Annotated in this window: 18 protein-coding genes; 11 read left to right on the plus strand and 7 right to left on the minus strand. The window is 68.3% G+C overall.

The features are described 5' to 3' along the window. Positions 1-74 precede the first annotated feature (74 nt). On the plus strand, positions 75-563 hold the full coding sequence (locus AC1DW0_RS27975) for a cupin domain-containing protein (RefSeq protein ID WP_477949304.1): 489 nt from the start codon (positions 75-77) through the stop codon (positions 561-563). 4 nt (positions 564-567) lie between these two features. Here AC1DW0_RS27975 and AC1DW0_RS27980 read toward each other — a convergent pair whose 3' ends face one another. After that, positions 568-1,311 (minus strand): SDR family oxidoreductase, encoded by a 744-nt coding sequence (locus tag AC1DW0_RS27980; RefSeq protein ID WP_477949306.1) that lies wholly within the window; start codon positions 1,309-1,311, stop codon positions 568-570. Positions 1,312-1,408: 97 nt separating this feature from the next. On the opposite strand from AC1DW0_RS27980, the gene AC1DW0_RS27985 reads away from it, so the two are divergent. Next, positions 1,409-2,305, plus strand: coding sequence for an AraC family transcriptional regulator (locus AC1DW0_RS27985; RefSeq protein WP_056194586.1), 897 nt, complete (start codon positions 1,409-1,411; stop codon positions 2,303-2,305). Here the strand turns inward: AC1DW0_RS27985 and AC1DW0_RS27990 are convergent. The 4 genes from AC1DW0_RS27990 to AC1DW0_RS28005 form a co-directional block, all read right to left on the minus strand. Beyond that, positions 2,302-3,429 (minus strand): ATP-binding protein, encoded by a 1,128-nt coding sequence (locus AC1DW0_RS27990; protein ID WP_056194589.1) that lies wholly within the window; start codon positions 3,427-3,429, stop codon positions 2,302-2,304. The two genes, AC1DW0_RS27985 and AC1DW0_RS27990, sit on opposite strands and share 4 nt — an antisense overlap. Further along, on the minus strand, positions 3,423-4,130 hold the full coding sequence (locus AC1DW0_RS27995) for a response regulator (RefSeq protein ID WP_056194592.1): 708 nt from the start codon (positions 4,128-4,130) through the stop codon (positions 3,423-3,425). The genes AC1DW0_RS27990 and AC1DW0_RS27995 overlap by 7 nt, the downstream gene beginning before the upstream one ends. An 84-nt stretch (positions 4,131-4,214) precedes the next feature. Continuing rightward, a complete protein-coding gene (locus AC1DW0_RS28000) occupies positions 4,215-5,114 on the minus strand; it encodes a dioxygenase family protein (RefSeq protein WP_056194594.1) in 900 nt (299 codons plus the stop codon). Between the two features lie 196 nt (positions 5,115-5,310). Continuing rightward, entirely contained in the window at positions 5,311-6,567 is a 1,257-nt protein-coding gene (locus AC1DW0_RS28005; protein ID WP_457442705.1) for an ANTAR domain-containing response regulator, read from the minus strand. A 195-nt stretch (positions 6,568-6,762) separates the two neighbouring features. On the opposite strand from AC1DW0_RS28005, the gene AC1DW0_RS28010 reads away from it, so the two are divergent. Together AC1DW0_RS28010 and AC1DW0_RS28015 are read left to right on the plus strand one after the other, a co-directional pair. Further along, positions 6,763-8,022, plus strand: a complete 1,260-nt coding sequence (locus AC1DW0_RS28010; protein ID WP_477949310.1) for an MFS transporter — start codon at positions 6,763-6,765, stop codon at positions 8,020-8,022. A 60-nt stretch (positions 8,023-8,082) separates the two neighbouring features. Continuing rightward, a complete protein-coding gene (locus tag AC1DW0_RS28015) occupies positions 8,083-8,547 on the plus strand; it encodes a hypothetical protein (RefSeq protein ID WP_457442703.1) in 465 nt (154 codons plus the stop codon). A 55-nt stretch (positions 8,548-8,602) separates the two neighbouring features. On the opposite strand, the gene AC1DW0_RS28020 is transcribed toward AC1DW0_RS28015, so the two are convergent. After that, on the minus strand, positions 8,603-10,351 hold the full coding sequence (locus AC1DW0_RS28020; protein WP_477949312.1) for a bifunctional protein-serine/threonine kinase/phosphatase: 1,749 nt from the start codon (positions 10,349-10,351) through the stop codon (positions 8,603-8,605). A gap of 338 nt (positions 10,352-10,689) precedes the next feature. Between AC1DW0_RS28020 and nirB the strand changes: the two genes are divergently transcribed. The 7 genes from nirB (at position 10,690) to AC1DW0_RS28055 (ending at position 23,988) form a co-directional block, all read left to right on the plus strand. Beyond that, complete coding sequence (gene nirB / locus AC1DW0_RS28025) at positions 10,690-13,140, plus strand: nitrite reductase large subunit NirB (RefSeq protein ID WP_477949314.1); 2,451 nt, start codon at positions 10,690-10,692, stop codon at positions 13,138-13,140. Beyond that, positions 13,140-13,913, plus strand: a complete 774-nt coding sequence (locus AC1DW0_RS28030; protein WP_457389985.1) for a type IV pili methyl-accepting chemotaxis transducer N-terminal domain-containing protein — start codon at positions 13,140-13,142, stop codon at positions 13,911-13,913. The genes nirB and AC1DW0_RS28030 overlap by 1 nt, the downstream gene beginning before the upstream one ends. A 255-nt stretch (positions 13,914-14,168) precedes the next feature. Further along, entirely contained in the window at positions 14,169-14,552 is a 384-nt protein-coding gene (gene nirD, locus AC1DW0_RS28035; RefSeq protein WP_056204572.1) for a nitrite reductase small subunit NirD, read from the plus strand. A gap of 175 nt (positions 14,553-14,727) precedes the next feature. Next, complete coding sequence (locus AC1DW0_RS28040) at positions 14,728-17,469, plus strand: nitrate reductase (RefSeq protein WP_477949345.1); 2,742 nt, start codon at positions 14,728-14,730, stop codon at positions 17,467-17,469. Further along, the gene (gene cobA / locus AC1DW0_RS28045) at positions 17,466-18,215 is read left to right on the plus strand and encodes a uroporphyrinogen-III C-methyltransferase (RefSeq protein ID WP_056204574.1); all 750 of its coding nucleotides are present in this window, start codon (positions 17,466-17,468) and stop codon (positions 18,213-18,215) included. Before AC1DW0_RS28040 ends, cobA begins: the two co-directional genes overlap by 4 nt. Before the next feature lie 500 nt (positions 18,216-18,715). Then, entirely contained in the window at positions 18,716-21,106 is a 2,391-nt protein-coding gene (locus AC1DW0_RS28050; protein WP_477949317.1) for a glycoside hydrolase family 3 N-terminal domain-containing protein, read from the plus strand. A 5-nt stretch (positions 21,107-21,111) separates the two neighbouring features. Continuing rightward, positions 21,112-23,988 (plus strand): TIM-barrel domain-containing protein, encoded by a 2,877-nt coding sequence (locus AC1DW0_RS28055; RefSeq protein WP_477949320.1) that lies wholly within the window; start codon positions 21,112-21,114, stop codon positions 23,986-23,988. A gap of 128 nt (positions 23,989-24,116) precedes the next feature. On the opposite strand, the gene AC1DW0_RS28060 is transcribed toward AC1DW0_RS28055, so the two are convergent. After that, positions 24,117-24,806, minus strand: coding sequence for a glutathione S-transferase (locus tag AC1DW0_RS28060; protein ID WP_457389988.1), 690 nt, complete (start codon positions 24,804-24,806; stop codon positions 24,117-24,119). Positions 24,807-24,843 lie beyond the last annotated feature (37 nt).

Raw genomic sequence — 24,843 nt, forward strand, 5'->3', positions numbered from 1 at the left:
CTTCTCTTCAATTTGGCTCTTTTGTGGAGCCATGCAAGCCGGCACTCTAGCGCCCTGCAACACAGGAGATTGCCATGAGCGCGATGACGACACCCTTCGACGGCCTGCAACCCCATGTCCGGCCCCATGTCGACGCAGCATTGCGGCGCGCCGGCCTGGACGCCTGGATCCCCGAAGGCCCGGGCAAGTGGTCGCTGCCGCTGCAATTCCTTGCCGATGGCGGCTGGGTGGAACTGATGCGGCTCACGCCTGGAACGAAGTTGACGCTGCACCGCCACCACGGCGAGGTGCACGGCCTGAACCTGCAGGGCCAGCGCCGCCTGGACGACGGCCGCGTCATCGGCGCGGGCGACTATGTCTTCGAGCCCGTCGGCAATGTCGACAGCTGGGAGGCCGTCGGCGACGAGGTGCTGGTGCTGCATGTCGTCGTGCGTGGCGACGTGGACTACGTGGCGGTCGACGGCACGGTGCAACGGCACATCACGACGGCCGACGTGATCGCCGGCTACCGTGACTTCTGCGCGTCGCGCGGCCTGACGCCGCGCCTCACCGAGGCCGCGTGAGCCGTCAGGCCGCCAACGCCACCGCGTCGGCACCTGCGGGCACGCGCATCGGGCAGCTGGGGTCCGTGGCCGCGCGCCACACAGCCAGGGCCACATCGTGGGCATGCGTCACCTCGCCCGCAGGCTGCTCGGCCCAGTTGGCGAACACGCGCTCGGCCAGCTCCGCATAGGCCTCGGGAATGCTGCCCTGCATGCGCGAGCGCGCGTTCTCGGCGAAGCGGGTGGTGGGCGAGCGGCCCGGCAGCACGACGCAGGCGCGGATGCCGAAGGGATGCAGCTCCAACGCCAGCGACTCGGTGAACGCATTCACCGCCGCCTTGCTCGCCGTGTAGACGGCCAGCAGCGGCAACGCCTTCAGCGTCACGCTGGACGTGACGTTGATGACGATGCCCGAGCGGCGCTGGCGCATCTGCGGCAACAGGGCTTGAGTCATCGCCATCGTGCCGAAGGTATTGGCCTCGAAGATCTCGCGTACCTGTGCCATCGGGATGCCTTCCAGCGCGCCCAGCAGGCCGATGCCGGCGTTGTTGACCAGCACGTCGACAGGACCCGCCGCGTCCACGCAGTAGCGGATGCTGGCGGCGTCGGTCACGTCCAGCGGCAGCACGCGCAGGCGTTCGCTGCGCGGCAGCAGATCGTCGCGCGGCGTGCGCATCGTCGCGATGACCTGCCAGCCCTGGTCGAGGAAGTGGCGCGCGGTTTCGAGGCCAAAGCCGGACGAGCAGCCGGTGATGAGCACGGTTTTCATGGGGAACTCCTGGGGGTTGGGGGATGCGCCACGATAGGGCGGCGCAGCAGGACTGCCTACAATCAAAAGTCCGCAAAACATTGGCAAACGTCCTGTCGTGACCGATCCCCTCGCCGAAGTCGTTGGTCTCCTGCAGCCCGGCGCACGCTTTTCCAAGGTGGTTGCCGGTGCGGGCGACTGGCGGGTGCGCCGCACGGACGCCGGCCTGCCTTTCTATGCCGTCGTGCTGGAAGGCGCGTGCCGCCTCACGGTCGACGGGCAACCGCCGCTGGACCTGCAAGCCGGCGACTTCGCCCTCGTGCCCGCAGCGCTGCCCTTCACGACCAGCAGCGCCGGCCCGGCGGCGGCGGACTTGCCCCTGACACTGCCCGAGCGGCTGGCGGACGGCAGCTACCGCGTCGGCAACGCCGACGGCCCCGCCGACGTGCGGCTGCTGGTGGGGCATTGCAGCTTCGGCTCGCCGGATGCGGCCTTGCTGGTCTCGCTGCTTCCCCAGCTGATGCATGTGCGCGGCGAGCCGCGGTTGACGGCGCTGGTACGGCTGCTCATCGACGAAACCGGCGCCGAGCGGCCGGCGCGCGACGAGGTGCTGGCGCGGCTGCTGGAGGTGTTGCTCATCGAGGCCCTGCGCTGTGCGGCTGGCACCGCCGCGTCGCCGGGCCTGGTGCGCGGCCTGGCCGACGTGCGCCTGGCCGCCGCGCTGCGCCGATTGCACGAAGCACCGGCCCAGCCCTGGACCGTCACCTCACTGGCCAGGGAGGCGGCCCTGTCGCGCTCAGCCTTCTTCGAACGCTTCAACCGCGCGGTGGGCGTCGCGCCGATGAGCTATCTGCTGGCCTGGCGCATGGCTCTGGCGCGGCGGCTGTTGCGCGACGAGAGCCTGGGCGTGGCCGACGTGGCCGAGCGCGTCGGCTACAGCTCGGCCAGCACCTTCAGCGTGGCCTTCACGCGCCACGTGGGCCAGCCACCGGCGCGCTATGCGCGAGGCGCCTAGAAAACGACTTCCGCCCGCAGTCCACCTTCTGGCCGGTTGCTGAGCACGAGCAGCGCGCCCTGCCGCCGCACCAGTTGCTGGGCGATGTACAGGCCCAGCCCCGTGCCGCCGGTTTGGCGGTTGCGCGAGCCCTCGACGCGGCGGAAGGGCTGGCGCACGCGCTCCAGCTCGGCTTCCGGGATGCCGGGGCCGTTGTCTTCCACCACCAGCCGCGTCACACCGGCCGACAGGTCGACGCTGACCTCGGCCTGGCCGGCATAGCGCAGCGCATTGCCGACGAGGTTGTCGACCACGCGACGCAGGGCGACCGGATCGGCTCGCACGACAGCCGGCGGGCCGGTGAAGCTGACGGTGGCGCCCGTCTCGGCCAGGTCGTCGACAGCGGACTGGGCCAGGGCCGACAGATCGACGCGCTGGGCCTCGGCCGCCTCGGCGGGACGGAACACCTCGATGACGCTCTCCACCAGCCGGTTCATCTCGCGGATGTCCTCCACGCAGCGCTCGCGCACGCCGGCTTCCACCTCGCCCGTCTCCAGCCGCAGCCGCATGCGCGTCAGCGGCGTGCGCAGGTCGTGGGAGATGGCCGCGATCATCAGGCCGCGTTCCTCGAACTGGCCGCTCAGCTCGGCCGCCATGCGGTTGAACACGGCGGCGGCGTCGCGCACCTCGCGGGTGCCGCCGGCCTCGTCGAGCGCGGGCGCCGGGCGGCCCTGGGCGAGCGCCGGCGTCAGCCCCTGCGCCGCGGCAACGAGACGGCGCACAGGCTGGGCCAGCCAGCGCGAACCCCACCAAGCCGCCAACGCGATGACGAGCAGGCGCACACCGTAATCCAGCAGGCTGGAGCGCCAGGGCAAGCTGGGCGGCAGCGACGGGAAGGTGGGCACGCGGGCGACGTGTTCACCGCGCGGTGGCGGGCCGGCGTCGTCAAAGCCACCAGCCGGCGGAGAAATCGGGCCTCTGTTGGCATGCATCGGGGGTGGCCCGGGGCGCCCGTCCATGCCCGGCCCGTGCAGCGTCTGCGCCACGAGGCTCCAGGCCGCCAGATGGCTCAGCGCCAACGCGGCCCACATCAAAAGGAACAGCCGCAGACCCAGGCGATCCCAGTCCTTCCATGGCTTCAGCACGGGCTCACCTCGGCATCAAAAAGATAGCCCTCGCCGCGCACGGTGCGCACGAGGCTGGGCTCGCGAGCGGTGTCGCCGAGCTTGGCGCGCAGCCTTGAGACGGCCAGGTCGATGCTGCGGTCATTGACCTCAACGCCGGGCGCGCGAGTCAGCTCGATGAGCTGGTCACGGCTGAGCACGCGGCCCGGTCGCTGCACGAAGGCGCCGAGCAGCCGGAACTCGGCACTGGAGAGGGCAATGCCGACGTCGTCGGCATTGATGAGCTGGCGCGTCATGCGGTCGAAGCGCCAGCGGCCGAAGCGCAGCAGGCGTGTGTCCTCGGCCAGGGTCTGGCCGCCCTTGTTGGCCCGCCTCACCAGGGCCTGCAAGCGCGCGACCAATTCGCGCGGCTCGAAGGGCTTGGCGAGGTAGTCGTCGGCGCCGAGCTCCAGGCCGACGACGCGGCTCATGGTGTCGCCGCGTGCGGTCAGCATCAGCACCGGCGGCGCATCGGCCCGTGTGGACAGCCAGCGCAGCAGCGCCAGGCCGTCTTCGCCGGGCAGCATCAGATCGAGCACGATGACATCGACCTGGTCGCTCGTCAGCTGCTGGCGCATGCCCCGTCCGTCGGCCGCCGCACTGACCCGCCAGCCAAAGCCTTCCAGATAGGCCGTCAGGCTGGTGCGGATCTCGGCGTCATCGTCGACAACGAGGCAATGCATGTCAGCCCCTCGTCCGGTGGGTACACCGACCGATCCCTCGAGGGGATGCGGCTCGGCTAGAGGCGGCCCGGCGCTCGATCCCACTCATGCGGCAATACCTACTTTCAAACGGGCCACATAACCGGCACTGACCGAGCCCGTCATCGTCGCGAGCTGCGTCGAATAACCGTCGCTGAAGATGCCGTCGCTGGACAGGCTGATGGCATTGTTGTTGGCCGCGCTGTTGCCATAGCCGCTGGTGGCGTAGACGGCGGTGTTCGAGTCCGACGGGAAGCACAGCTGCGAGGTGCGCAGCTTGTTGTTCCAGTTGGTCGCCGTCGTCGTGCTGCGGTAGACCTCGAAGTGGATGTGGGGCACGCGGCCCGAGTAGCAGCCCGGGTAGATGGTCTGGAAGGTGGCCGTGCCGTCAGTGGCGGTGGCCTGCACGCCGCGCAGGTAGTTCTCGCCGGTCACGCCGCTGGAGTACATCGAATAGCGACCCAGCGCATCGCAATGCCAGAGGTAGATGGCGTAGCCGGACAAGTCGACGCAGGAGGCGTTGGTGTTCACAAGCTCGATGATGACCTGAAGCGGCACGCCTGTGGCTACGCCGCTGGCGCCGGCGATGCTGGCGCGGATGTCGCTGCGCACGATGCCCGACAGGGCCAGCGCGTTGGCGACGCTGCCGTTGGCGGTGTTGGATCCGTCGCCCGGATAGGGGCCTTCGGTCTCGCTGGGAATGACGGAGCAGCTGCTGGTCGTTGTGCCGGAACTGCCGCCGGAGGAGCCCGATGAAGAAGAGGACGATGAGTCGCTCGTCGCGCTGCTGCCGCCACCGCCGCAACCGGTCAGCGCTATCGCGCCGGCGCCGCTGAGCGACACGGCGCCCGCGCCGAGCAGCCAGCGCAGCGCGGTCCGCCGCTCGAAGGCCTGCTGGTGCAGGCGGCTCAGGTCGTGGGCCAGGCCCAGGTCGTGGTCATGCTTGGCGTCGTGATCGTGGTGCATTGCAGCTCCTTCGGCAGTGTCGGATGGAGGCATTGCATCGCTCGGATGTATCGAGGGAATCGACAGATTGTGTCGGCGTGGAAATATGGCTTGGTTGCTTTTGCGGTGCGGCTTGCTGCTCGCGGCATTGCCGGGACGGACTCCCGGCAATGCACCGAGCAATAGCGCTCTTCGCAAAAGCTCCCCCAGAACCACCTCATCCCAAGATCAACTGCAACGACCCCTGCAACGCCTGAATCAACGCCTCCAGCGCCTGCAGCAGCCTCTCGCTGCCTTGGTGCATGCGCTGCACCGCGTCGCCCTGCTCGACGCGCAGGCCACGCAGCAGCAGCAGCCAGGCCTCGTCCACGTCCTTGAAGGCCGGCTGCAGGGTCGGGCCTGCGAGTGGCGCGGCGCGCACGCTGTCATAGGCCTTGATGAATTCATCAAGCCCCGCGGCGAGGCCGCTGGCGTCGTGGCCCGGCATGACCTGGGCGAGCAGGCCTTCCTTGGCCAGGCGCTGGCTCAACAAGCGCAGCCGCGTGACCTGAGCCAACAGGCCGACCGGGCGCTGGCCGGCGCGTTCGGACAGGCGGGCGACCAGCGTCTCGCTGCTTTCCAGCAGGCGCTGGGCTGCCCGGTCGCTGCGGCCGAGGTCGGGCTGGCGGTTGGCCAGCGCGGCGTCCAGCTGAGCCCAGGCGGCCGATACGGCAGACAACTCCTCGGCCAGATCGTGGCGCAGCAGCTCGGCCAGCCGGGCGAGATTGGCCGCCACGCGTTCGGCCGACGCGTCCAGCAAGGCCTGGGCCTCGCGGCGCTCGGGCGGCGTGAGGCGCGGCCACTGGCGCAGGGCCTGCAGCTTGACCAGGCGCTGGCTCAGCATGCGCTGGGCGCCGGCGCGCTCCAGCGCTTCGGCCAGCTCGCTCGTGTGCACGACGCCACGCGCCACCTCGGGCAACTTGGACTGGGTCTGCATCGCCGTGTTGCGCAACAGCGCGAAGGCGGCCGCCTCGTCGATGCCGCGAGCCTGCATCAACAGGCCCTTGGCACGTTCTGTCCACTTGCGCTCGTCCAGCTTGGCCTGGGCGGCGAGCTCGCGGGCCTGCTGCTGGGCAGTCAGATCACGCGCCCACAGCAAGGCCTCGCCCAGCACGCTGGCATCCACGTCGGCCGGCAGCCATTGCACGGCACCGCGGGCCAGCGCAGCCTGCCGCTCGGGCCCCTGAGGCGGCGGCGACAGCAGCACCACGGGCAAGCCGAAAGCCCGCTCCGAGTGCAGAAGTTGCGCCAAGGCGGTGCGGTCCGGGCACCAGAGCAGCCCGACGGCCGGACCGTCGGCGGGCGGCGCAAGCTCCGAAACGGTGCACACAGACCAGCCCAGGGCCTGCAAAGCGGCCACCTGGGGCGGCGGTTCAGGGCTGCAGATCAGCGAGGGCAGCTGGGGCAGCGAGGTAGGAGCGGCGGTATCAGGCATGGCTTCAGGCTTCACGCCCCAAAACGGCGCAAGAAACAGGCCAGCGACGTTGCCGGCGGGTGGGCATGAGGCTTGCAAGTATCGGCCGTGGTTCCCGCAATGGTGCGGAAACCCTCCCGCTGCACGTCCTTGCCGCCCTGGCACGCGACCGGTGGGTTGGCGTGGGCGCGTGCAGCCAGCACGATAGAGCCCAAGATGTCCGCATTCCAGAACTTCAAACGCGCCGGCCACAGCTCCACGCTGTTCGCCGCCTTCCTGTACTTCGCGTTCTCCTGCTGCATCTGGGTGCTCAACGGCGCGCTGGCGCCCTTCATCAGCGAGACCTATCACCTGACACCGGCCCAGAAGGGGCTGATGCTGTCGATCCCAATCATGGCCGGCGCGCTGATGCGCTTCCCGCTCGGTCTGCTGTCGCAATACATCGGCCGCAAGAACGCGACGCTGGTCGAGATGGGCATGATCGCCGTGGCCATGCTGTATGGCTTCTTCATGGTGAAGAGCTATGACGACCTGCTGGCCATGGGCGTGCTGCTGGGCATTGCCGGCGCCAGCTTCGGCGTGGCGCTGAGCCTGGGCTCGGGCTGGTTCCCGCCGCAGTACAAGGGCCTGGCCATGGGCCTGGTGGGCGCGGGCAATGTCGGCACGGCGGTGTCGGTGCTCGTCGCGCCGCCGCTGGCCCAGGCCTATGGCTGGCAGACGGTCTATGCCTTCGCGGCCGCCGCCATCCTGGTGCCAATGCTGGTCATGATCATCTTCGCCAAGGAGCCGCCCGATGTCGACGCGCATGCCTCGCTGCGCGAGCACGTCGCCTGCCTGTTCGAGAAGGATGGCTGGGCCTTCAGCCTGATCTACGGCGTGACCTTCGGCGGCTTCATCGGCCTCACCACCTTCCTGCCCACCTACTACTACGACCAGTTCGGCGTCTCCAAGGTGCAGGCCGGCCAGCTGACCATGCTGGCGGCCTTCATGGGCGCGGCGGTGCGCGTGGTGGGCGGCTGGCTGTCGGACCGCTGGGGCGGCGTCAACATGCTGACCTTCGTGCTGGTCGTCGTCGCGATCACGCTGGCCCTGATCGGCATGAGCAGCGGCTCGCTGGTGCTGACGACGCTGCTGCTCATCGTCTGCTTCGCGGCCCTGGGCGCGGGCAATGGCGCCCTCTTCCAGTTGGTGCCGCTGCGCTGGCCCGCGGCCACGGCCGTGGCCGGCTCGATGATCGGCGAGATCGGCGCCCTGGGCGGCGGCCTGGTGCCCAATCTGATGGGCATGTCCAAGCAGCATGCGGGCACTTATATGTGGGGTTTTGTCGTCTTCGCGGTGTTGGCTGTTTTGATGCTGGGGGTCATGCGCGTCATGCAGATCCGCTGGACGCGCACCTGGGCCGAGAAGGGTGGCCGCGCACGCCAAGCCGCCACGGCCGGCCAGGACGCCGATCCGGTGCATTACCAACGCATCTGAGTCGCGGCTGCCCCTCGCGCGAGGGACAGCCCGACGCGCAACTCTCGGCACACTGGGCGCATGAAGACCCTCATCGCCCTCACCCTCGTCGGTCTGGCCGCCGGCGCCCAGGCCGCCATCAGCTGCAAGATTGCTGGCGCCGACATCCGCGTCTCCGACAGCTACGCCGACTTCAACTACTCGCCCAGCGGCAAGGCGGGCGCGACGGGCAAGCTGTCGCGCTTTCGGCTGATGACGCTGGACGGCGGCGAAGCCCCGACCAGCAACGTCGAGCTGAAGACCGTCGACATCACGGGCCCAGGCGACTACACGCTGTCCATGGAGTCGCTGTGGCGCTCGGTCATCCGCGTGCAAGGCAAGAGCCAGCGCGTGACGGCTGGCAAATTCCACTTCACGCGCTTCGAGATGAAAGACACGGTCGGCCATGCGGCAGGCACTGTCGAGTTCACGACCGACCAGGCCAGCGGCTCCTGCACGTTTGATGTCGAGGTCAAGGGCATCAACCGCGACCGCCTTGGGCTCTGAATAGGGCCTGCTAACGCTACGGCAAGGGGTCGCGTTGCCGTAGCGTTAACAGGCCCTAGCGCGGCAGGAAGGCCAGCCAGGCAATCAGCAGCAGGTTGAGCAGCACGGACAGGCCCAGGCCGACCTGCCAGACGCTCACCGCCTCGCGCGCGGCCTTGGGCGGGCGCGCGGAGGCGGGCTGGTCGCGGGCGGCCAGCCGTTCGAGCGCCAGCAGCAACTCGTCGGCCGTCTCGAAACGCGCCTTGGCCTCGCGAGCGACGGCGCGCATGACGAGACGGTCCAGCGGCATGGGCACGCTGGGCTGCAGCCGGCTGACGCTGGCCGGCTCGCGACGATAGCGGGCCAGTTGATAGGGTTCGATCTCGCCATAGGGCAGGCGGCCCGTCAGCGCCTGGTAGAGGGTCACGCCCAGCGCAAACAAGTCAGAACCCGCGTCGGCCGGGGTCGGCGGATCCTGCCATTGCTCGGGGTTGATATAGCTGGGCGTGCCGGCATGCAGCTCGTGCGAGGCCGCGGGCGCGCGTGGGCTCAGGGCGACGCCCAGGTCCAGCACGCGCCACTGGCCATCTTCACCCAGATGCAGATTGGCCGGCTTGATGTCGCGGTGCACGACGCCGGCGGCATGCAGCAGGCTCAATGAGCGCGCGACGGCGCTGGCCAGGCCCAGAGCCTGGACCGTATCCAGCGGGCCTTTGGCGAGCAGTTGCTCCAGCGTGTGGCCGCCATGCCAGTCGAACACGGCGTAGAAGTGGGTGGCGCCATCGGCCGGCGCATGAACGCGCACAAAACCGCTCTCACCCCCACGCCGACGGTGCCGGGGCGCCTCGGCCAGGCGCAGGCCCAGCCAGATCTCGTGGGCCAGCATGGCGCGCTCTTCAGGATCGTCGGCGCGGCCGGGGCGCAGCATCTTCAGGGCCACGAGGCGCCCGCTGGCAAGCTCGCGCGCCTGCAAAAGGCGGTGCACGCCGTTGTCGGCGACGACGGCGGTGACCTGGTAGCCGTCCAGCGTCGCGCCGACACCGAGCGGCCCGGGGCTGGGCAAGGTTCGGCCCAATGCCGCGAGGTCGTTCAGGCCCGGATCAGCCAGGTCCTTGACGTCGAGGACGAGGGCGGTCGCGTTGTCGTGGCTGCCAGCCGCCAGTGCCGCAGCGGTCAGCGCATCGGCCGCCGCCTGCGCGCCTGGCGTGGTGCGCAACAGGTCGGCGATCTGGCGGCTGCGCAGGGAACCGTGCACGCCATCGCTGGTCAGCAACAGGCGGTCCCCCACCTTGAGCTCGCCGGCGCTGTGGTCCAGGCGCAGCGCATCGTCCAGGCCCAGGGCGCGCGTGAGGCCGGCGAAGTCGCGGCGCTCCATGCGATGGTCCTGGGTCAGCAGCAGGCATTGGCCGTCGCGCAGCAGCCAGGCGCGGCTGTCACCCACATGGGCCAACGCGTAGCGGCGGCCGCGCAGTGCGATGGCCGTCAGCGTCGTCAGCGCCTCGCGCGGCTGACCGTCCGGCCCGGGGCGGCGGTTGTGCGAGGCGAGCCAAGCGTTCTGGTGCCCGAGCAGGCGGTCCAGCGCCACGCTCGTGTCCCAGTCGGCGGGCACGCCGTGGAAGTCGCGCAGCAGGCTCATGACCGAGGTCTGGGCGGCCATCAGGCCATCGCCATTCGAGTGCTCGCCACCGCTGACGCCATCAGCCAAGGCGGCGACCCAGCCGCGCTCGGCCTCGTGCGCAGCCGGCGCCTGCACGCCGGCGAAGTCCTCGTTGCGAGGACGCTTGCCCTGCAGGCTGGACAGGCCGGTATCGAGTTCGAAGCGCATGCGCGTGAGTCGTTGTCAGTGAGCGGTTGGTATTGCGGGCCGAGCGCCGGGCCGCTCCCAAGCCGGCCCGTCTGGCGATGTGCTTGCCGGTCGAGCCGGCAAGCATCGCCGTCCCCTCGGGGGACCGGCCAAGGCAAGGCCTTGGACGAGTGGCTTCATCTTGGTGCAGTTTCAGGGATGAGTGCACCCGCACCGGGCTAGCAAACGCTTCGGCGTGGGGCGTCGCTGGGCGTTTGAGGTTGATTTCTCACGCTGCGGCAGGTCTGAAGGCCAGCTTCATCGCTGGCACATGCCTTGCAAAGCAAAGGGCAGACCAGCTTTGTTGTATGGAGTCCGGCATGAAGAAGATGAAGCTCGTGATGGTGGGCAACGGCATGGCCGGCGTGCGCACGCTGGAGGAGCTGCTGAAGATCACGCCGGATCTCTACGACATCACCGTATTCGGTGCCGAGCCGCACCCCAACTACAACCGCATCCTGCTCAGCCCTGTGCTGGCCGGCGAGCAGACGATCGAAGAGATCATCCTGAACCCGCTCTCCTGGTATGAGGAGAACGGCATCACGCTGCACCTGGGCAAGACGGTCACCGAGATCGATCGCGTGCGCCGCCGCGTCATCGCGGCCGACGGCACGACGGCGGAATACGACCGCCTGCTGATCGCCACCGGCTCGAATCCCTTCGTGCTGCCGGTGCCTGGCAAGGATCTGGATGGCGTCATCGCCTACCGCGACATTGCCGACACCAACGCCATGATCGACGCGGCGACGAAATACAAGCACGCCGTCGTCATCGGCGGTGGCCTGCTCGGCCTGGAAGCCGCCAACGGGCTGATGCTGCGCGGCATGCAGGTCACGGTCGTGCACCTGGTCGACACGCTGATGGAGCGCCAGCTCGACGGCGTCGCCGGCGACCTGCTGCGCAAGTCCCTGGTCGACCGCGGCCTGAACTTCATGCTCGGCGCGCAGACGCAGGAACTGGTGGCCGGCCCCTCGGGCCGGGTCCAGGCCATCAAGCTCAAGGACAAGGACGGTCAGGTCATCGACGTACCGGCCGACCTCGTCGTCATGGCCGCCGGCATTCGCCCCAACACCGCGTTGGCCGAGAAAGCAGGCTTGCATTGCAGCCGCGGCATCGTCGTCACCGACACGATGCAGACCGTGACCGACCCGCGCGTCTACTCGGTCGGCGAATGCGCGGCCCACCGCGGCATCGCCTACGGTCTGGTGGCGCCACTGTTCGAGCAGGGCAAGGTCTGCGCCACCCACCTGGCCCAGTTCGGCATCGGCCGCTACCTGGGCTCCTCGGTCAGCACCAAGCTCAAGGTCACCGGCATCGACCTCTTCAGTGCCGGCAACTTCACCGGCGGCGCGGGCACGGAGGAGATCGTCATGAGCGACCCCTTCGCCGGCGTCTACAAGAAGCTCGTCATCCAGAACGACCAGCTCGTCGGCGCCTGCCTGTATGGCGACACGGTGGACGGCGGCTGGTACTTCAAGCTGCTGCGCGAGGGCCGCAAGATCGGCGATATCCGCGACAAGCTGATGTTCGGCGAGGCGGGGGCCAACATCGGCGACGTCGGCCATCAGGGCGTCAGCCGCGCGGCCGCGATGGCTGACACGGACGAGGTCTGTGGCTGCAACGGCGTCGCCAAGGGCACCATCTGCAAGGCCATCCGCGACAAGGGCCTGTTCACACTGGACGAGGTGCGCAAGCACACCAAGGCGAGCGCGAGCTGCGGCAGCTGCACCGGGCTGGTCGAACAGCTCATCATGTTCACCGCCGGCGGCGACTACTCGGCCACGCCGAAGAAAAAGGCAATCTGCGCCTGCACTGACGCCAGCCACCAGGACGCCCGCGACACGATTCGCCTGGCCCATCTGCTGACCTCGGCCGAGGTGTTCCGCGCGCTGGACTGGAAGACGCCCAATGGCTGCGCCACCTGCCGCCCGGCCATCAACTACTACCTGATCTCGACCTGGCCCAAGGAGGCCATCGACGATCCGCAGAGCCGCTACATCAACGAGCGTTCGCACGCCAACATCCAGAAGGACGGCCGCTACTCGGTCATCCCGCGCATGTGGGGCGGCGAGACGACGAGCTCGGAGCTGCGCCGCATTGCCGACGCGGTGGACAAGTACCAGATCCCGACCGTCAAGGTCACCGGCGGCCAGCGCATCGACCTGCTGGGCGTGAAGAAGGAAGACCTCGTCAACGTCTGGAAGGACATCGGCATGCCCTCAGGCCATGCCTATGCCAAGGCGCTGCGCACGGTGAAGACCTGCGTGGGCAGCGAATGGTGCCGCTTCGGCACGCAGGACTCGACGCAGATGGGCAAAGACCTGGAGCGGGCGCTCTGGCGCATGTACGCGCCGCACAAGGTCAAGATCGCCGTGTCGGGCTGCCCGCGCAACTGCGCGGAGGCCGGCATCAAGGACGTCGGCGTCATCGGCGTCGACTCGGGTTGGGAGATCTACGTTGCCGGCAACGGCGGCATCAAGACCGAGGTGGCCGAGTTCTTCTGCAAGCTGAAGACGCCGGAGGAGGTGCTGGAGTACAGCGGCGCCTTCCTGCAGCTCTACCGGCTGGAGGGCTGGTACCTCGAGCGCACGGTGCATTACGTCGCCCGCGTCGGCCTGGATCATGTGAAGAAGAAGATCCTCGAGGACGCCGACAACCGCAAGGCGCTGTGGGCGCAGTTGCAGTTCAGCCTGGATGGCGAGCCAGACCCGTGGTTCGACTTCGACAAGGCCCACGTGGACCTGCGCCAGTTCGACAAGGTGGCCGTCTGATGCTGAACCGCCGCGTCATTCTTCTCGCGAGCCTGGCCTCCGGGCCTGCCCTGGCTCAGAGCCGCATCAGCCAGCTCGGCGAAGCCATCGACAAGGCTGGCGCCCAGCGCATGCTCAGCCAGCGCATGGGCAAGGCCTGGCTTGGCCAGCTGCGTCCCGAGCTGGCGCCGCGTGCGCGCCAGGTGCTGGAGGCCAGCGAGGCCCGCTTCGAGCGCCAGTTGAGCGAACTGCTCGCCTTTGCGCCCACGCCCGAGATCGCCGGCAGCTACAAGGCCATGCAGCACCGCTTTGGCGACTACCGCGCCTTGCTGCAGAGCAAGCCCAGCCGCGAGCGCGTCGACGAACTGCTGCAAACATCCGGCGAAATGCTCAGCCTGGCCCACGTCGCCACCGGCCAACTGCAGCAGCGCTCCACCACGGCGACCGCGATGCTGGTCAACATGTCGGGCCGGCAGCGCATGCTGTCGCAGCGACTGGCCCTGTTCTTCATGGCCGGCCAGCAGGGCGCTCGATCCGACGTCGTGAGCAAGGAAACAATCAAGGCTCGCGCCGAGTTCGAGACCGCCATGCGCGTGCTGGCTTCGGCCCCTGAAGGAACGCCCGCCATCCGCGACAACCTGGACCTTGCACGCAACCAATGGGTCTTCCTGCAGTCGGCACTGGCCGGCGAAAGCCAGGGGCCGGAAACGGCCAGCAACGTCTTCGTGGCGAGCGAGAACCTGCTCGCCGTGATGGAAACCGTGACGGGGCAGTTTGCCCGCCAGCTGGCATGAATCTGCCCCTCGCCCAGCCTCGCGTCGCTGAACGCGAGCGAGTCCAGTCGGTCTTGCAGACCGCGCTGCGGCTCGCGCCGCAGCCCTTCGGCAGGCACAAGCCGCCCACTGGGCGCCTTGTGTCCGGCCTCAGCCCCCGCGGGGACGGCGATGCTTGCCGGATCGACCGGCAAGCACATCGCCAGCGCGGGCCGGCTAGGGAGCGGCCCGTCGCTCGGCCCGTCAGGTTCGGATTGGACAACTGAGGTAGACGCTATGGACGACTGGACCCGCATCTGCGCCCTGCAGGACATCCCCGTGCTGGGCTCGCGCCGTGTGCAGCGCACCGCCGGCATCGACGTGGCGCTGTTCCGCAACGCCGACGACGAGGTCTTCGCGCTGCTGGACCGCTGCCCCCACAAGGGCGGCCCCTTGAGCCAGGGCATCGTCTTCGGCAAGAGCGTGGCCTGCCCGCTGCACAACTGGACGATCGGCCTGAATGACGGCACGGCCCGCGAACCCGATGAGGGCTGCACGCCGAGCTTCCGCGTGAAGCTGGAGGGCGGTGAAGTCTTCCTGCTGCAGACGGAACTGGCCACGCTGGCCTTGGACCTTCCTGCCCCTGTTGCAGGCCCGAAGATTTCGATTGCGGTGGCTTGAGCGGCGAAGACCTGCCTGGCTAGAAGAACATGAGCGAGACAAAGTCCACCTGCCCCTACTGTGGCGTCGGCTGCGGATACGCGCGGAAGTGCGATCCGCATTGCGGTGACACGGCGCACTCCCCTCTCATCCCCTCGCCAAGCGAGGGGCTCCACAGCCGAGGGCGGGTATGACCATGCGCGAAACCAAATCCACGTGCCCTTACTGCGGCGTCGGCTGTGGTGTTGTGATCGAGCATGACGACACCCAAATCACCGGCGTGCGCGGTGACCCCGACCACCCGGCCAACTTCGGCCGGCTGTGCACCAAGGGCACCAACCTGCACCTGACGGCCACGCCGGTCGTCATCCAGCACCAGCGCCTGCGCGAGCCCGCCCGTCGCGCCGAGCGTGGGGCTCAGCCCGCGATCATCAGCTGGGATCAGGCCAACCGCGAGATCGCCGACAAGCTGCTGGCCATCCGCGCCGAGCACGGCCCCGAATCGATTGGCGTCTACATCTCCGGCCAGTTGCTGACCGAGGACTATCACGCCTTCAACAAGCTGGCCCGCGCCGTCATCGGCACGCCGCACATCGACTCCAACTCGCGGCTGTGCATGAGTTCGGCCGTGGTCGGCTACAAGCAGGCCCTGGGCGCCGACGCGCCGCCCTGCAGCTACGAGGACATCGAGCTGGCCGACTGCGTGCTGATCAGCGGCGCCAACCCGGCCTGGGCCCACCCCATCCTGTTCCGCCGCCTCGAAGCAGCGCGCGCCAACAAGCCCGCACACAAGCTGATCGTCATCGACCCGCGCCGCACCGAGACGGCCGAGCTCGCCGACCTGCACCTGCAGATCCGCCCCGGCACCGACGTGGCGCTGTGCCACGGCCTGCTGCATGCCGCCATCTGGCAGGGCTGGACGGCGGGCGACTTCATCGCCCAATCCACCGAAGGCTTCGACGCGCTGAAGGAGCTGGTGCGCGACTGGGCGCCGTCCCGCGCGGCCCAGGTCTGCGGCGTCAAGGAGGCCGACATCTGGCAGGCCGCTGAATGGTTCGCCACCTCACCGAGTTCGCTCAGCCTCTACTGCCAGGGCCTCAATCAGAGCAGCAGCGGCACCGCGAAGAACACGGCCCTGATCAACCTGCACCTGGCCACCGGCCAGATCGGCAAGCCCGGCGCCGGCCCCTTCTCGCTGACCGGCCAACCCAACGCCATGGGCGGCCGTGAGAGCGGTGGCATGGCCACGCTGCTGCCGGGCCACCGCGACCCGGGCAAGGCCGAGGACTGGGCCGAGATCGCCTCGCTGTGGGGTGTGCCTGACCTGCCCGGCAAGCGCGGCCACACGGCCGTGGAAATGTTCGAGGCCGCAGCCCGCGGCGAGATCAAGGCGCTGTGGATTGCCTGCACCAACCCCGCCCAGTCCATGCCCGACCAGGCCACCGTGCGCCAGGCACTGGAGCGCTGCGAGCTGGTCATCCTGCAGGAAGCCTTCGCCCACACGGCCACGGCGCGCTACGCTGACTATCTGCTGCCCGCCTCCACCTGGGGAGAGAAGGAAGGCACGGTCACCAACAGCGAGCGTCGCATCAGCCGCGTGCGCCCGGCCGTGCCGGCGGCCGGCGAGTCCCGTGCCGACTGGCGCATCGTGAGTGACATCGCCGCGCTGATCGACGCCGGCCTGGGCCGACAGCCTCGCCTGACGGCCACGACGCCGGAAGACCTCTGGCTGGAACACCGCGAAGCCACGCGCGGCCGCGACCTCGATATCACCGGCCTGTCCTGGGTCACGCTGGACACCGAAGGCCCGCAGCAGTGGCCCTTCGTCACCGGCCCGACGGCACGGCTCTACACCGATGGCCGCTTCGCCACCGCCGACGGCCGCGCCCGCTTCATCACCAAGCCGTATCAAGCCACTGCCGAAACCGCCAGCCCCAAGCACCCCTTCGCGCTGACGACCGGCCGCATGCGCGACCAGTGGCACGGCATGAGCCGCAGCGGCAGCGTGCCGCGCCTGTTTGCCCACGAAGGCAAACCGCTGGTGCGCATCCACCCCAGCGACGCCGCGCGCCGCAAGCTGGCCGACGGCGAGCTCGTGCACGTGCGCTCGCGCCGCGGCGAAGTCGTGCTGCAACTCAAGCTCGATGAGAACGTGCCCCTGGCCGGCGCCGACGTCGCCATGCACTGGGGCGACGAGTTCATCGGCGCCCAGCTCGGCGTCAACGCCGTGACGCAGGGCGCCTTCTGCCCCGACTCCAAGCAGCCCGAGCTGAAGTTCAGTGCCGTCGCCATCGAGCCGGCCGACCTGCCCTGGCGCCTCAGCGCCTGCGCCTGGGTCGCACCCGCAGACGGCCCTCGCCTGCGCGAGCAGCTGCGCGCGCTGATGCCCCGCTTCGGCTACGCGCACTGCCTGCCCGAACCGGCGAAGGGTGAACAAGTGGGCTGGGCCTTCGAAGCCGCCTGCGCCGAAGCGCCCGCGCCCGAGCTGGTCGATGAACTCGCCGCCGTGCTGGGCCTGAACAGCCCCGCCGTGCTGCGCTATGCCGATGCCCAGCGCGGCCGCCTGCGCCTGCTGAACCTGGACGGCGACGATCTGCAGGCCGCACCGCTGCAGGCCCTGCTGCGTGTTGGCCAGCACGACGAAGGCGCCTGGCTGGTCGACCTCTGGCGCGAGCGCACTGCGGCATCGACGGTTGGCCGCTGGCTGCTGTCGCCCGGCACGCCGCCCACCAACACCGTGGCCGCCAGCCCGCAGGTCTGCAACTGCTTTGACGTGCGCGAGGACGTCATCCGCCTGACGCTGGCCCGCTGCAGCGGCAGCCCGGCCGAGCGCCTGTCGCAGCTGCAGGGCGAAAAGCGCTGCGGCACCCAGTGCGGCTCCTGCCTGCCGGCGCTGCGCCGCCTCGTCAGCACAACGCCTGAGGAAGTTCCGGCATGAACCACACCGTCTCCCTTGTCGGCGCCGGCCCCGGCGACCCGGAACTGCTGACCGTCCGCGCCTTGAAACGTATCGAGGCGGCCGATGTCGTCCTCGCCGACGACCTCATCGACCCACGCGTGCTGGCCCTTGTGAAGGGCCGACTGCTGCGCGTCGGCAAGCGCGGCGGCTGCATCAGTACCGACCAGCATTTCATCCACGCGCTGATGATTCGCGAGGCCCGCGCCGGCCACCGCGTCGTGCGCCTCAAGGGCGGTGACCCCTTCGTCTTCGGTCGTGGCGGCGAGGAGGTCGACGCGCTGCGCGAGGCCGGCCTCGACGTCGAAGTGGTCAGCGGCCTGACCAGCGGTATCGCCGGCCCCGCCGCCGTCGGCATCCCGGTGACGGACCGTCGCGCCTCGCCCGGCGTCGTCCTCGTCACCGGCCACCCTGGCGAAGGACGTGCCGAGCCCGACTGGGCAGCCCTGGCCCGCACGGGCCTGACCCTGGTCATCTATATGGGTGTGGCCCGCGCGGCCGACATCACGGCCAAGTTGCTGGGTGCCGGTCTGCGCCCGGATCTGCCGGCCGCCATCGTCAGCGCGGCGCACACGGCACAGCAGCGCCACGCGGTGACGACGCTGGCCGAGCTGCCCGACTGCATCGAGCGCGAGGGGTTGAAGAGCCCGGCTTTGCTGGTGATCGGCGAGGTGGCTGCGCATGCGGCGCTCGATGCGGTGCAGCATGGCCAACGCAAGGTCGGCTGAGGAGCCCGCTCGGCACTGATCCCGACCGCGGCGAGAGCAGCTCCAGGCTGAACGCTGCCACCCAGATTTCGCGACCTGATGGCCGCTGTCGGCGGCAACTGTCATTGAACGGGGTGCCGACTGAGCGACTGCTGGACCACCGGGACCGGCCATTCACCGACGCTCGCGCTTGAGACGACCGTGACCCGGGGCGCCGGGCGGGTCAACGACAGCTATCGTGGCCAACGAGCTGGCGGAACCGACCCGAATCGGAGTCCGCACCAGGCCTGTTGAGCGGCCGCAAAGCTGACATTCAACGTTCGCGGTTAGCGGGCGGCGCAGCTGTCCAAGACGTGGATGTGACACTGCGGCCGCAAGCGTGCTTAGGCATCGCGCGCCGACTGGCGGGTTGCAATACTCTGCCCCGCGCGGGTGAGCCCCCTTTCCCGCCAGTGCCTGCCGCCATGCGCCGCCATGCGTTAGGGTGCGCGCCCAGACTGAACCGCCTACGAAGGAGACCCATGAGTACTGCCGGTGTGACGCGTCGCAATTTTGTCCAAGGTGTCGGTGCCGTCGGGCTTGCCACGGCAGGCCATGCGGTGGCGGCTCAGTCCGATCAGCCGCTCTACAAGCAGGCGTCCGCAGGCGTGGCGGTGCGCGTCAAGGACCTGCTTTCCCGCATGACGCTGGAGGAGAAGGTGGCCCAGACCATGTGCATCTGGATCGGCAAGAACCGCGTGCAGAACGAACGCGGCGACTTCGACGCGGCGCAGGCCGCGCAGGCGCTGCCGCACGGCTTGGGCATGCTTGCCCGGCCGAGTGACCGCAAGGGCGTGGACAACACCAACGCCGGCGCAGATGCCAATATGGCCAACCGCACGGCGGCCGAGACGGCAGCCTATGTCAATGCCGCCCAGGCCTGGGCGGTGCAGCGCACGCGGCTGGGCATTCCGCTGTTCATGCACGAGGAAAGTCTGCATGGCTACGCGGCGCGCGACGCGACCTGCTTCCCGCAGGCGATCGGCCTGGCGTCCTCCTTCGACCCAGCGCTGATCGAGCGGATCTATTCGGTCTGCGCGCGGGAGATGCGGGCGCGGGGTGCCAACCTCGCCTTGGCGCCGGTCGTCGATGTCTGCCGCGATCCGCGCTGGGGGCGTGTCGAGGAAACCTTGGGCGAAGACCCCTACCTGACGGGCGTGCTGGGCAAGGCGGCCGTCATTGGCTTCTCCGGCACAGAGCGCAAGCTGGCGCCGGCCAAGGTGATGGCGACGCTCAAGCACATGACCGGCCATGGCCAGCCCGAGCGCGGCATCAACACCGCGCCGGCGCAGATCTCCGAGCGGGTGCTGCGCGAAGTCTTCTTCCCGCCGTTCGAGAAGATCATCCGCGAGACGCCGATCGCGGCCGTCATGCCGTCGTACAACGAGATCGACGGCATCCCTTCACATGCCAACCCGTGGCTGCTGAAAACCATCCTGCGCGGCGAATGGGGCTTCAAGGGCCTGACGGTCTCGGACTACTTCGCGATCGGGGATTTGGTGTCGCGCCACCGGCTGGTGCCTGACATGAAGGAGGCGGCTTATCGCGCCTTCACCGCCGGGGTCGACATCGAAACGCCTGACACCGGCGGCTTCCCCGAGCTCGTCAACCTGGTGAAGGCCGGCCGCATCAAGGAGGCCGAGCTCGACGTGGTCGTGCGCCGCATCCTGGAGCTGAAGTTCCTCGCCGGACTGTTCGAAGACCCCTACGTCGACGCCGCCAAGGCGGACGGCCTGACCGCCACACCGGACGCGGTGGCCCTGGCGCGCGAAGCGGCGGTGCGATCCGTCGTGCTGTTGAAGAACGACGGGGTACTGCCACTCGACGGCAAAAAGGTCGGCAAGCTGCTGCTGCTGGGCACGCATGCCAAGGACACGCCCATCGGCGGCTACTCCGACATTCCTCGTCATGTCGTGTCGATCCACGACGCACTGGCCGGCGAAGCGAAGTCGCAGGGCTTCGCCTTCGAGTACCGGGAAGCCGTGCGCTTGACCGAGAAGCGCGAGTGGACGGAAGACGAAGTGCGTTTCATCGCCCCGGCGGTCAATGCCCGCCTGATCGCGGAGGCCGTCGAGGCGGCCAAGGCGGCAGACACGATCGTGATGGTGCTGGGCGACAACGAACAGACCACCCGCGAGGCGTGGTCGGACACCCATCTGGGCGACCGCGACTCGCTGGAACTGATCGGCCAGCAGAACGACCTGGCGGCCGCCATCTTCGCGTTGAACAAGCCGACGGTCGTCTTCCTCCTCAACGGCAAGCCGCTGGCGATCAATCTGCTGCAGGCCAAGGCCGGCGCCATCATCGAGGGTTGGTACCTCGGCCAAGAAACCGGCCATGCGGCGGCTGACATTCTGTTCGGCCGCGCCAACCCGGGCGGCAAGCTGCCGATCAGCTTCCCCCGCAACGTGGGGCAGCTACCCGTGTACTACAACGCCAAGCCGACGGCCAACCGTGGCTACCTCGGGGCAGACAACACACCGCTCTATCCCTTCGGTTTCGGCCTGAGCTACACGACGTTTGCGCTGTCAGCGCCGCGCCTGTCCAAGGCCACCATCGGCCCGGCGGACAGCGTGACGGTCTCGGTGGACGTCACCAACACGGGCAAGCGTGCGGGCGACGAGGTGGTGCAGCTCTACATCCGCGATGACATTTCGTCGGTGACGCGACCGGTCAAGGAGCTCAAGGGCTTTGCCCGCGTGACGCTGGCGCCCGGTGAGAAGCGGACCGTGACCCTCACGATCACGCCAGCAGAACTCCAGTTCTACGGCATGGACATGAAGCGCGTCGTCGAGCCCGGCAGCTTCACCATCATGGCCGGCCCCAACAGCGTCGACCTGAAGACCACCACGTTGACGGTTGCTGCGGCCTGAACGACATGACGCCATCACTCTCGCTTTCCGTGCTCGCCACGACGTTGCTGGCGACGGCGGCTTCCTTCGCCGGCACCTACCAGCAAACGCCCACGGGCGTGTTGGTGAGGCCCGATACGGGCAGCGTGAAGGAGCTTCGCCTCAATGCCATCACGGAGGCCATCATCCACGTCACCGGCGTCGACGATCCGGCGCGTCCGCAGCTGGAGTCGCTGATGGCCATCGCGAAGCCGAGCGGGCGCTTCGCCGTGACGGCCGGCCCCGATGCCGTGACGCTCGATGCAGGCAAGGCGTCGGCCCAGGTGTCGCTGAAGGATGGCCGGGTCACCTTCCTTGACGGCAAGGGTGTCGCCGTGCTGATGACTGAGCGGGCCGACCTCCAGCCAGTCATGGTCGAGGGCCGGCCCTACGTCGCGCCTTCCGTCCAGTTCAACCGGGGCACGACCGAGGCCTTCTACGGCCTGGGGCAGCACCAGAACGCGCAGATGGACTTGAATGGCGAAGACGTCGAGCTGCGCCAGCACAACATGGACATCGCCATCCCGTTCGTCGTGTCCGACAGGAACTACGGCGTGCTCTGGGACAACAACGCCGTCACGCGCTTCGGCAATCCGCAGCGCTTCGGGCTGGCAAGTCGCGACCTGAAGCTCACGGCCCTGGACGGCACCAGCGGCCTGACCGCGAAGTACTACGTCGACGACCAATTGGTCCTGACCCGCGTGGAGCCCGACATCCGCTATCAGTTCCTCAGCGATGTCCGCTACTACTGGCCCTCCGACGCCGCGCTGAGCCGGGCAGCCACCCGCGGCAAGAAGGTCAAGGTCGTCTGGGAGGGCACGGCCACTTCCGACAAGCCGGGGCTGCACAAGATGCGCCTGTTCGCTTCGGACTACGTGACGCTGAAGGTCGACGGCAAGACCGTCTTCGACCATGGCATCTGGCGCGCGAACTGGAACGGCTGGTACAACAATTTCGAGCAGCCGTTCAGCCAAGGCAAGCCGGTCAGCCTGCATGTCGAATGGCGGCTGACGAGCGGCCTCATCTCGCTGCACCACTCCGACCCCGAGCCGGCCGCCGACAAGCACTCCTTGCGCTTCACGTCCGAAGCCGGCACCGGCCTGAACTACTACTTCATAGGCGCCGATTCACTCCAAGGCGTCATTCGCGGCTACCACCAGCTCACCGGCATCCCGCCGATGATGCCGAAATGGGCCTACGGCTTCTGGCAATCCCGGCAGCGCTACCGCACGCAGGCCGAGTTGCTCGGCGTGCTCAAGACCTACCGCGCCAATCGGTGGCCCATCGACAACATCGTGCAGGACTGGTTCTACTGGCCGGAAGACCAGTGGGGCAGCCACACCTTCGATGCGGCGCGCTTCCCCGATCCCAAGGGCATGGTCGATGAAGTTCATCGCCAGCATGCCCGGATCATGATTTCGATCTGGGGCAAGTTCTATCCCAACACCGCCAACTACAAGGAGCTGGACGCCAAGGGCTATATGTGGCGCCGCAATGTCGAGCTCGGCATGAAGGATTGGGTCGGCGCGGGCCATCTCAACAGCCACTTTTCGCCCTACAACCAGGAAGCGCGGGACATCTTCTACCGCCAGATGAAGAAGCCCCTGGTCGACCTCGGCTTCGACGCCTGGTGGATGGACAACACCGAACCCGACGTGCGCTCCAACGCCAGCCCCGAAGAACTCGCCGAACTGATCACGCCGACGCAGATGGGGCCGGGTGCGCTGGTGACCAACGCCTACGCCACCATGGCCACCCAGGCCGTTCACGACGGCCTGAAGCGGGATCGCCCGGACGCGCGCCAATTCATCCTGACCCGCTCCGGCTTCGCGGGCGTGCAGCGAAACGCGGCGGCCGTGTGGTCGGGGGATGTCGTCGGCACCTGGGACAGCCTGTACAAGCAGATCTCGGCGGGTGTGCAGACCGGGTTCTCGGGCGTGCCCAATTGGACGCACGACATCGGCGGCTATTCCCAGGAAGCCCGGTTCCAGGACAAGTCGGTCGCAGGGCTTCAGGAGAACCGCGCGGCAGGCGGCGTGCGTACCGCCGAAGACCTGAAGGAGTGGCAGGAGTTGAACCAGCGCTGGTGGCAGTTCGGCACCTTGTCACCCTTGATGCGCAGCCACGGCGAAGGCGTGAAGCGCGAGATCCATGAAATCTCGCCCGAGGGGTCCGCCATGCGGGCCAACATGGTGTGGTTCCTGGAGCTGCGCTACCGGCTGATGCCCTATATCTACACGACTGCCGCGGACAGCCACTACGAGGGTGCGCCGATCATGCGCGGCCTGGCCCTCGACTTCCCGGCAGACGCCACGGCCAAGAAGATCGCCGACCAATACCTGTTCGGCAAATCGATGCTGGTGGCGCCGGTGACGCGGTATGGCGCAACGTCCCGCCCGGTCTACTTCCCGGGCACATCGACCTGGTTCAACGTCTGGACGGGTGAGACGGTCAAGGGCGGCCAGACGCGAACCGTGGCCGCCCCGCTGGACCAGATGCCCGTTTTCGTCAAAGCGGGCGCCATCGTGCCCATGGGGCCCGTCACGCAATATGTGGACGAGAAGCCCGACGCGCCGTTGACCATCCACGTCTATACCGGCGCCGATGGAAGCTACAGCCTCTACGAGGACGACGGCATCTCAAACTCGTACCAGGCCGGCCAGTACACGCGCATCCCGTTTGTCTATGACGACAAGCGCGCCGAAGTCACCATCGGGCCGCGCTCCGGGGGCTATGCGGGCATGGTGACGAAGAGAACCTTCAACATCCGCTTCCTCAAACCCGGCGACCGCACGGTCGACTTCGATGCGCCTGCTATTCCCGTGACCTATTCAGGAGACCGTATCGTCGTCAAGGCGCTGTAAGGGCACCGTCGGCGAATGGGACCACGGCAGAAGGCGCCGCGTCACGGCTTGAACAGATCGACGCGATTTGTGATGAGGCCAACGATGCCGAGCGGCGACCGATCGCTTGATCGACGGCCAAGCAAGCGTTAGAGCGACGGAAAGCGAATCGCACCTTCCGCGGGTAACTTGTACATGCACGCAACGAATAGCGGGCTGACGAGCCAGCCGTTCAGCCAGGAACATACCGATGGCAGGTTCAGCGTTGCAAACCATCCCGGCTCCACCGAGGCGAACTGGCGGACGAAGGGCAACACTGCCAAGTCGGTGGCGCATGGCGTGGCGCCGCCCAGGCAGGGCGCGCTTTGCAGCCGTGCCTCTAGCGGTCGCAGAAGCACATCCAGCGCCCTGTCGCGGTGTGCGTCTGGCGTGAGGGTCTCACTCGCGTAGCGCTGGGGGTACTTCCAGCGGTCCAGGTGATGCTTGAAGTCGCCGTCGTTTCGCTGTACCAGGTCAAGGTTCGCAGGCGACTGCGCCCGCGCCCACCAGCCCTGCGCATCGGGCGCGGCCAGTGCCCAGCGCATGATGTCCCAACTCTCCTCGATCACGCTGCCATCGGGCAACTGCAGCACTGGTACCGTAGCCTTGGGCGATAGGGCCAGCAAGCTTGCTGGCTTGTCGCGCAAGCTGACCTCCACCGCCTCGAAGGCCCGCCCGGCCTGCAGCAGCGCCATCCGTGCGCGCATGGCGTAGGGGCAGCGGCGAAAGGTGTAGAGCCGCGGCAACTGTGGCCCTGGGGTGGTGAGTGGTGCGTGCGGTGTCAGGGTCGATGCGTGCATGGGTGAGGTCTGTGCAGCTACGCACGTCGATCTGGAT

The sequence above is a fragment of the Roseateles sp. P4_D2 genome, assembly GCF_056401875.1.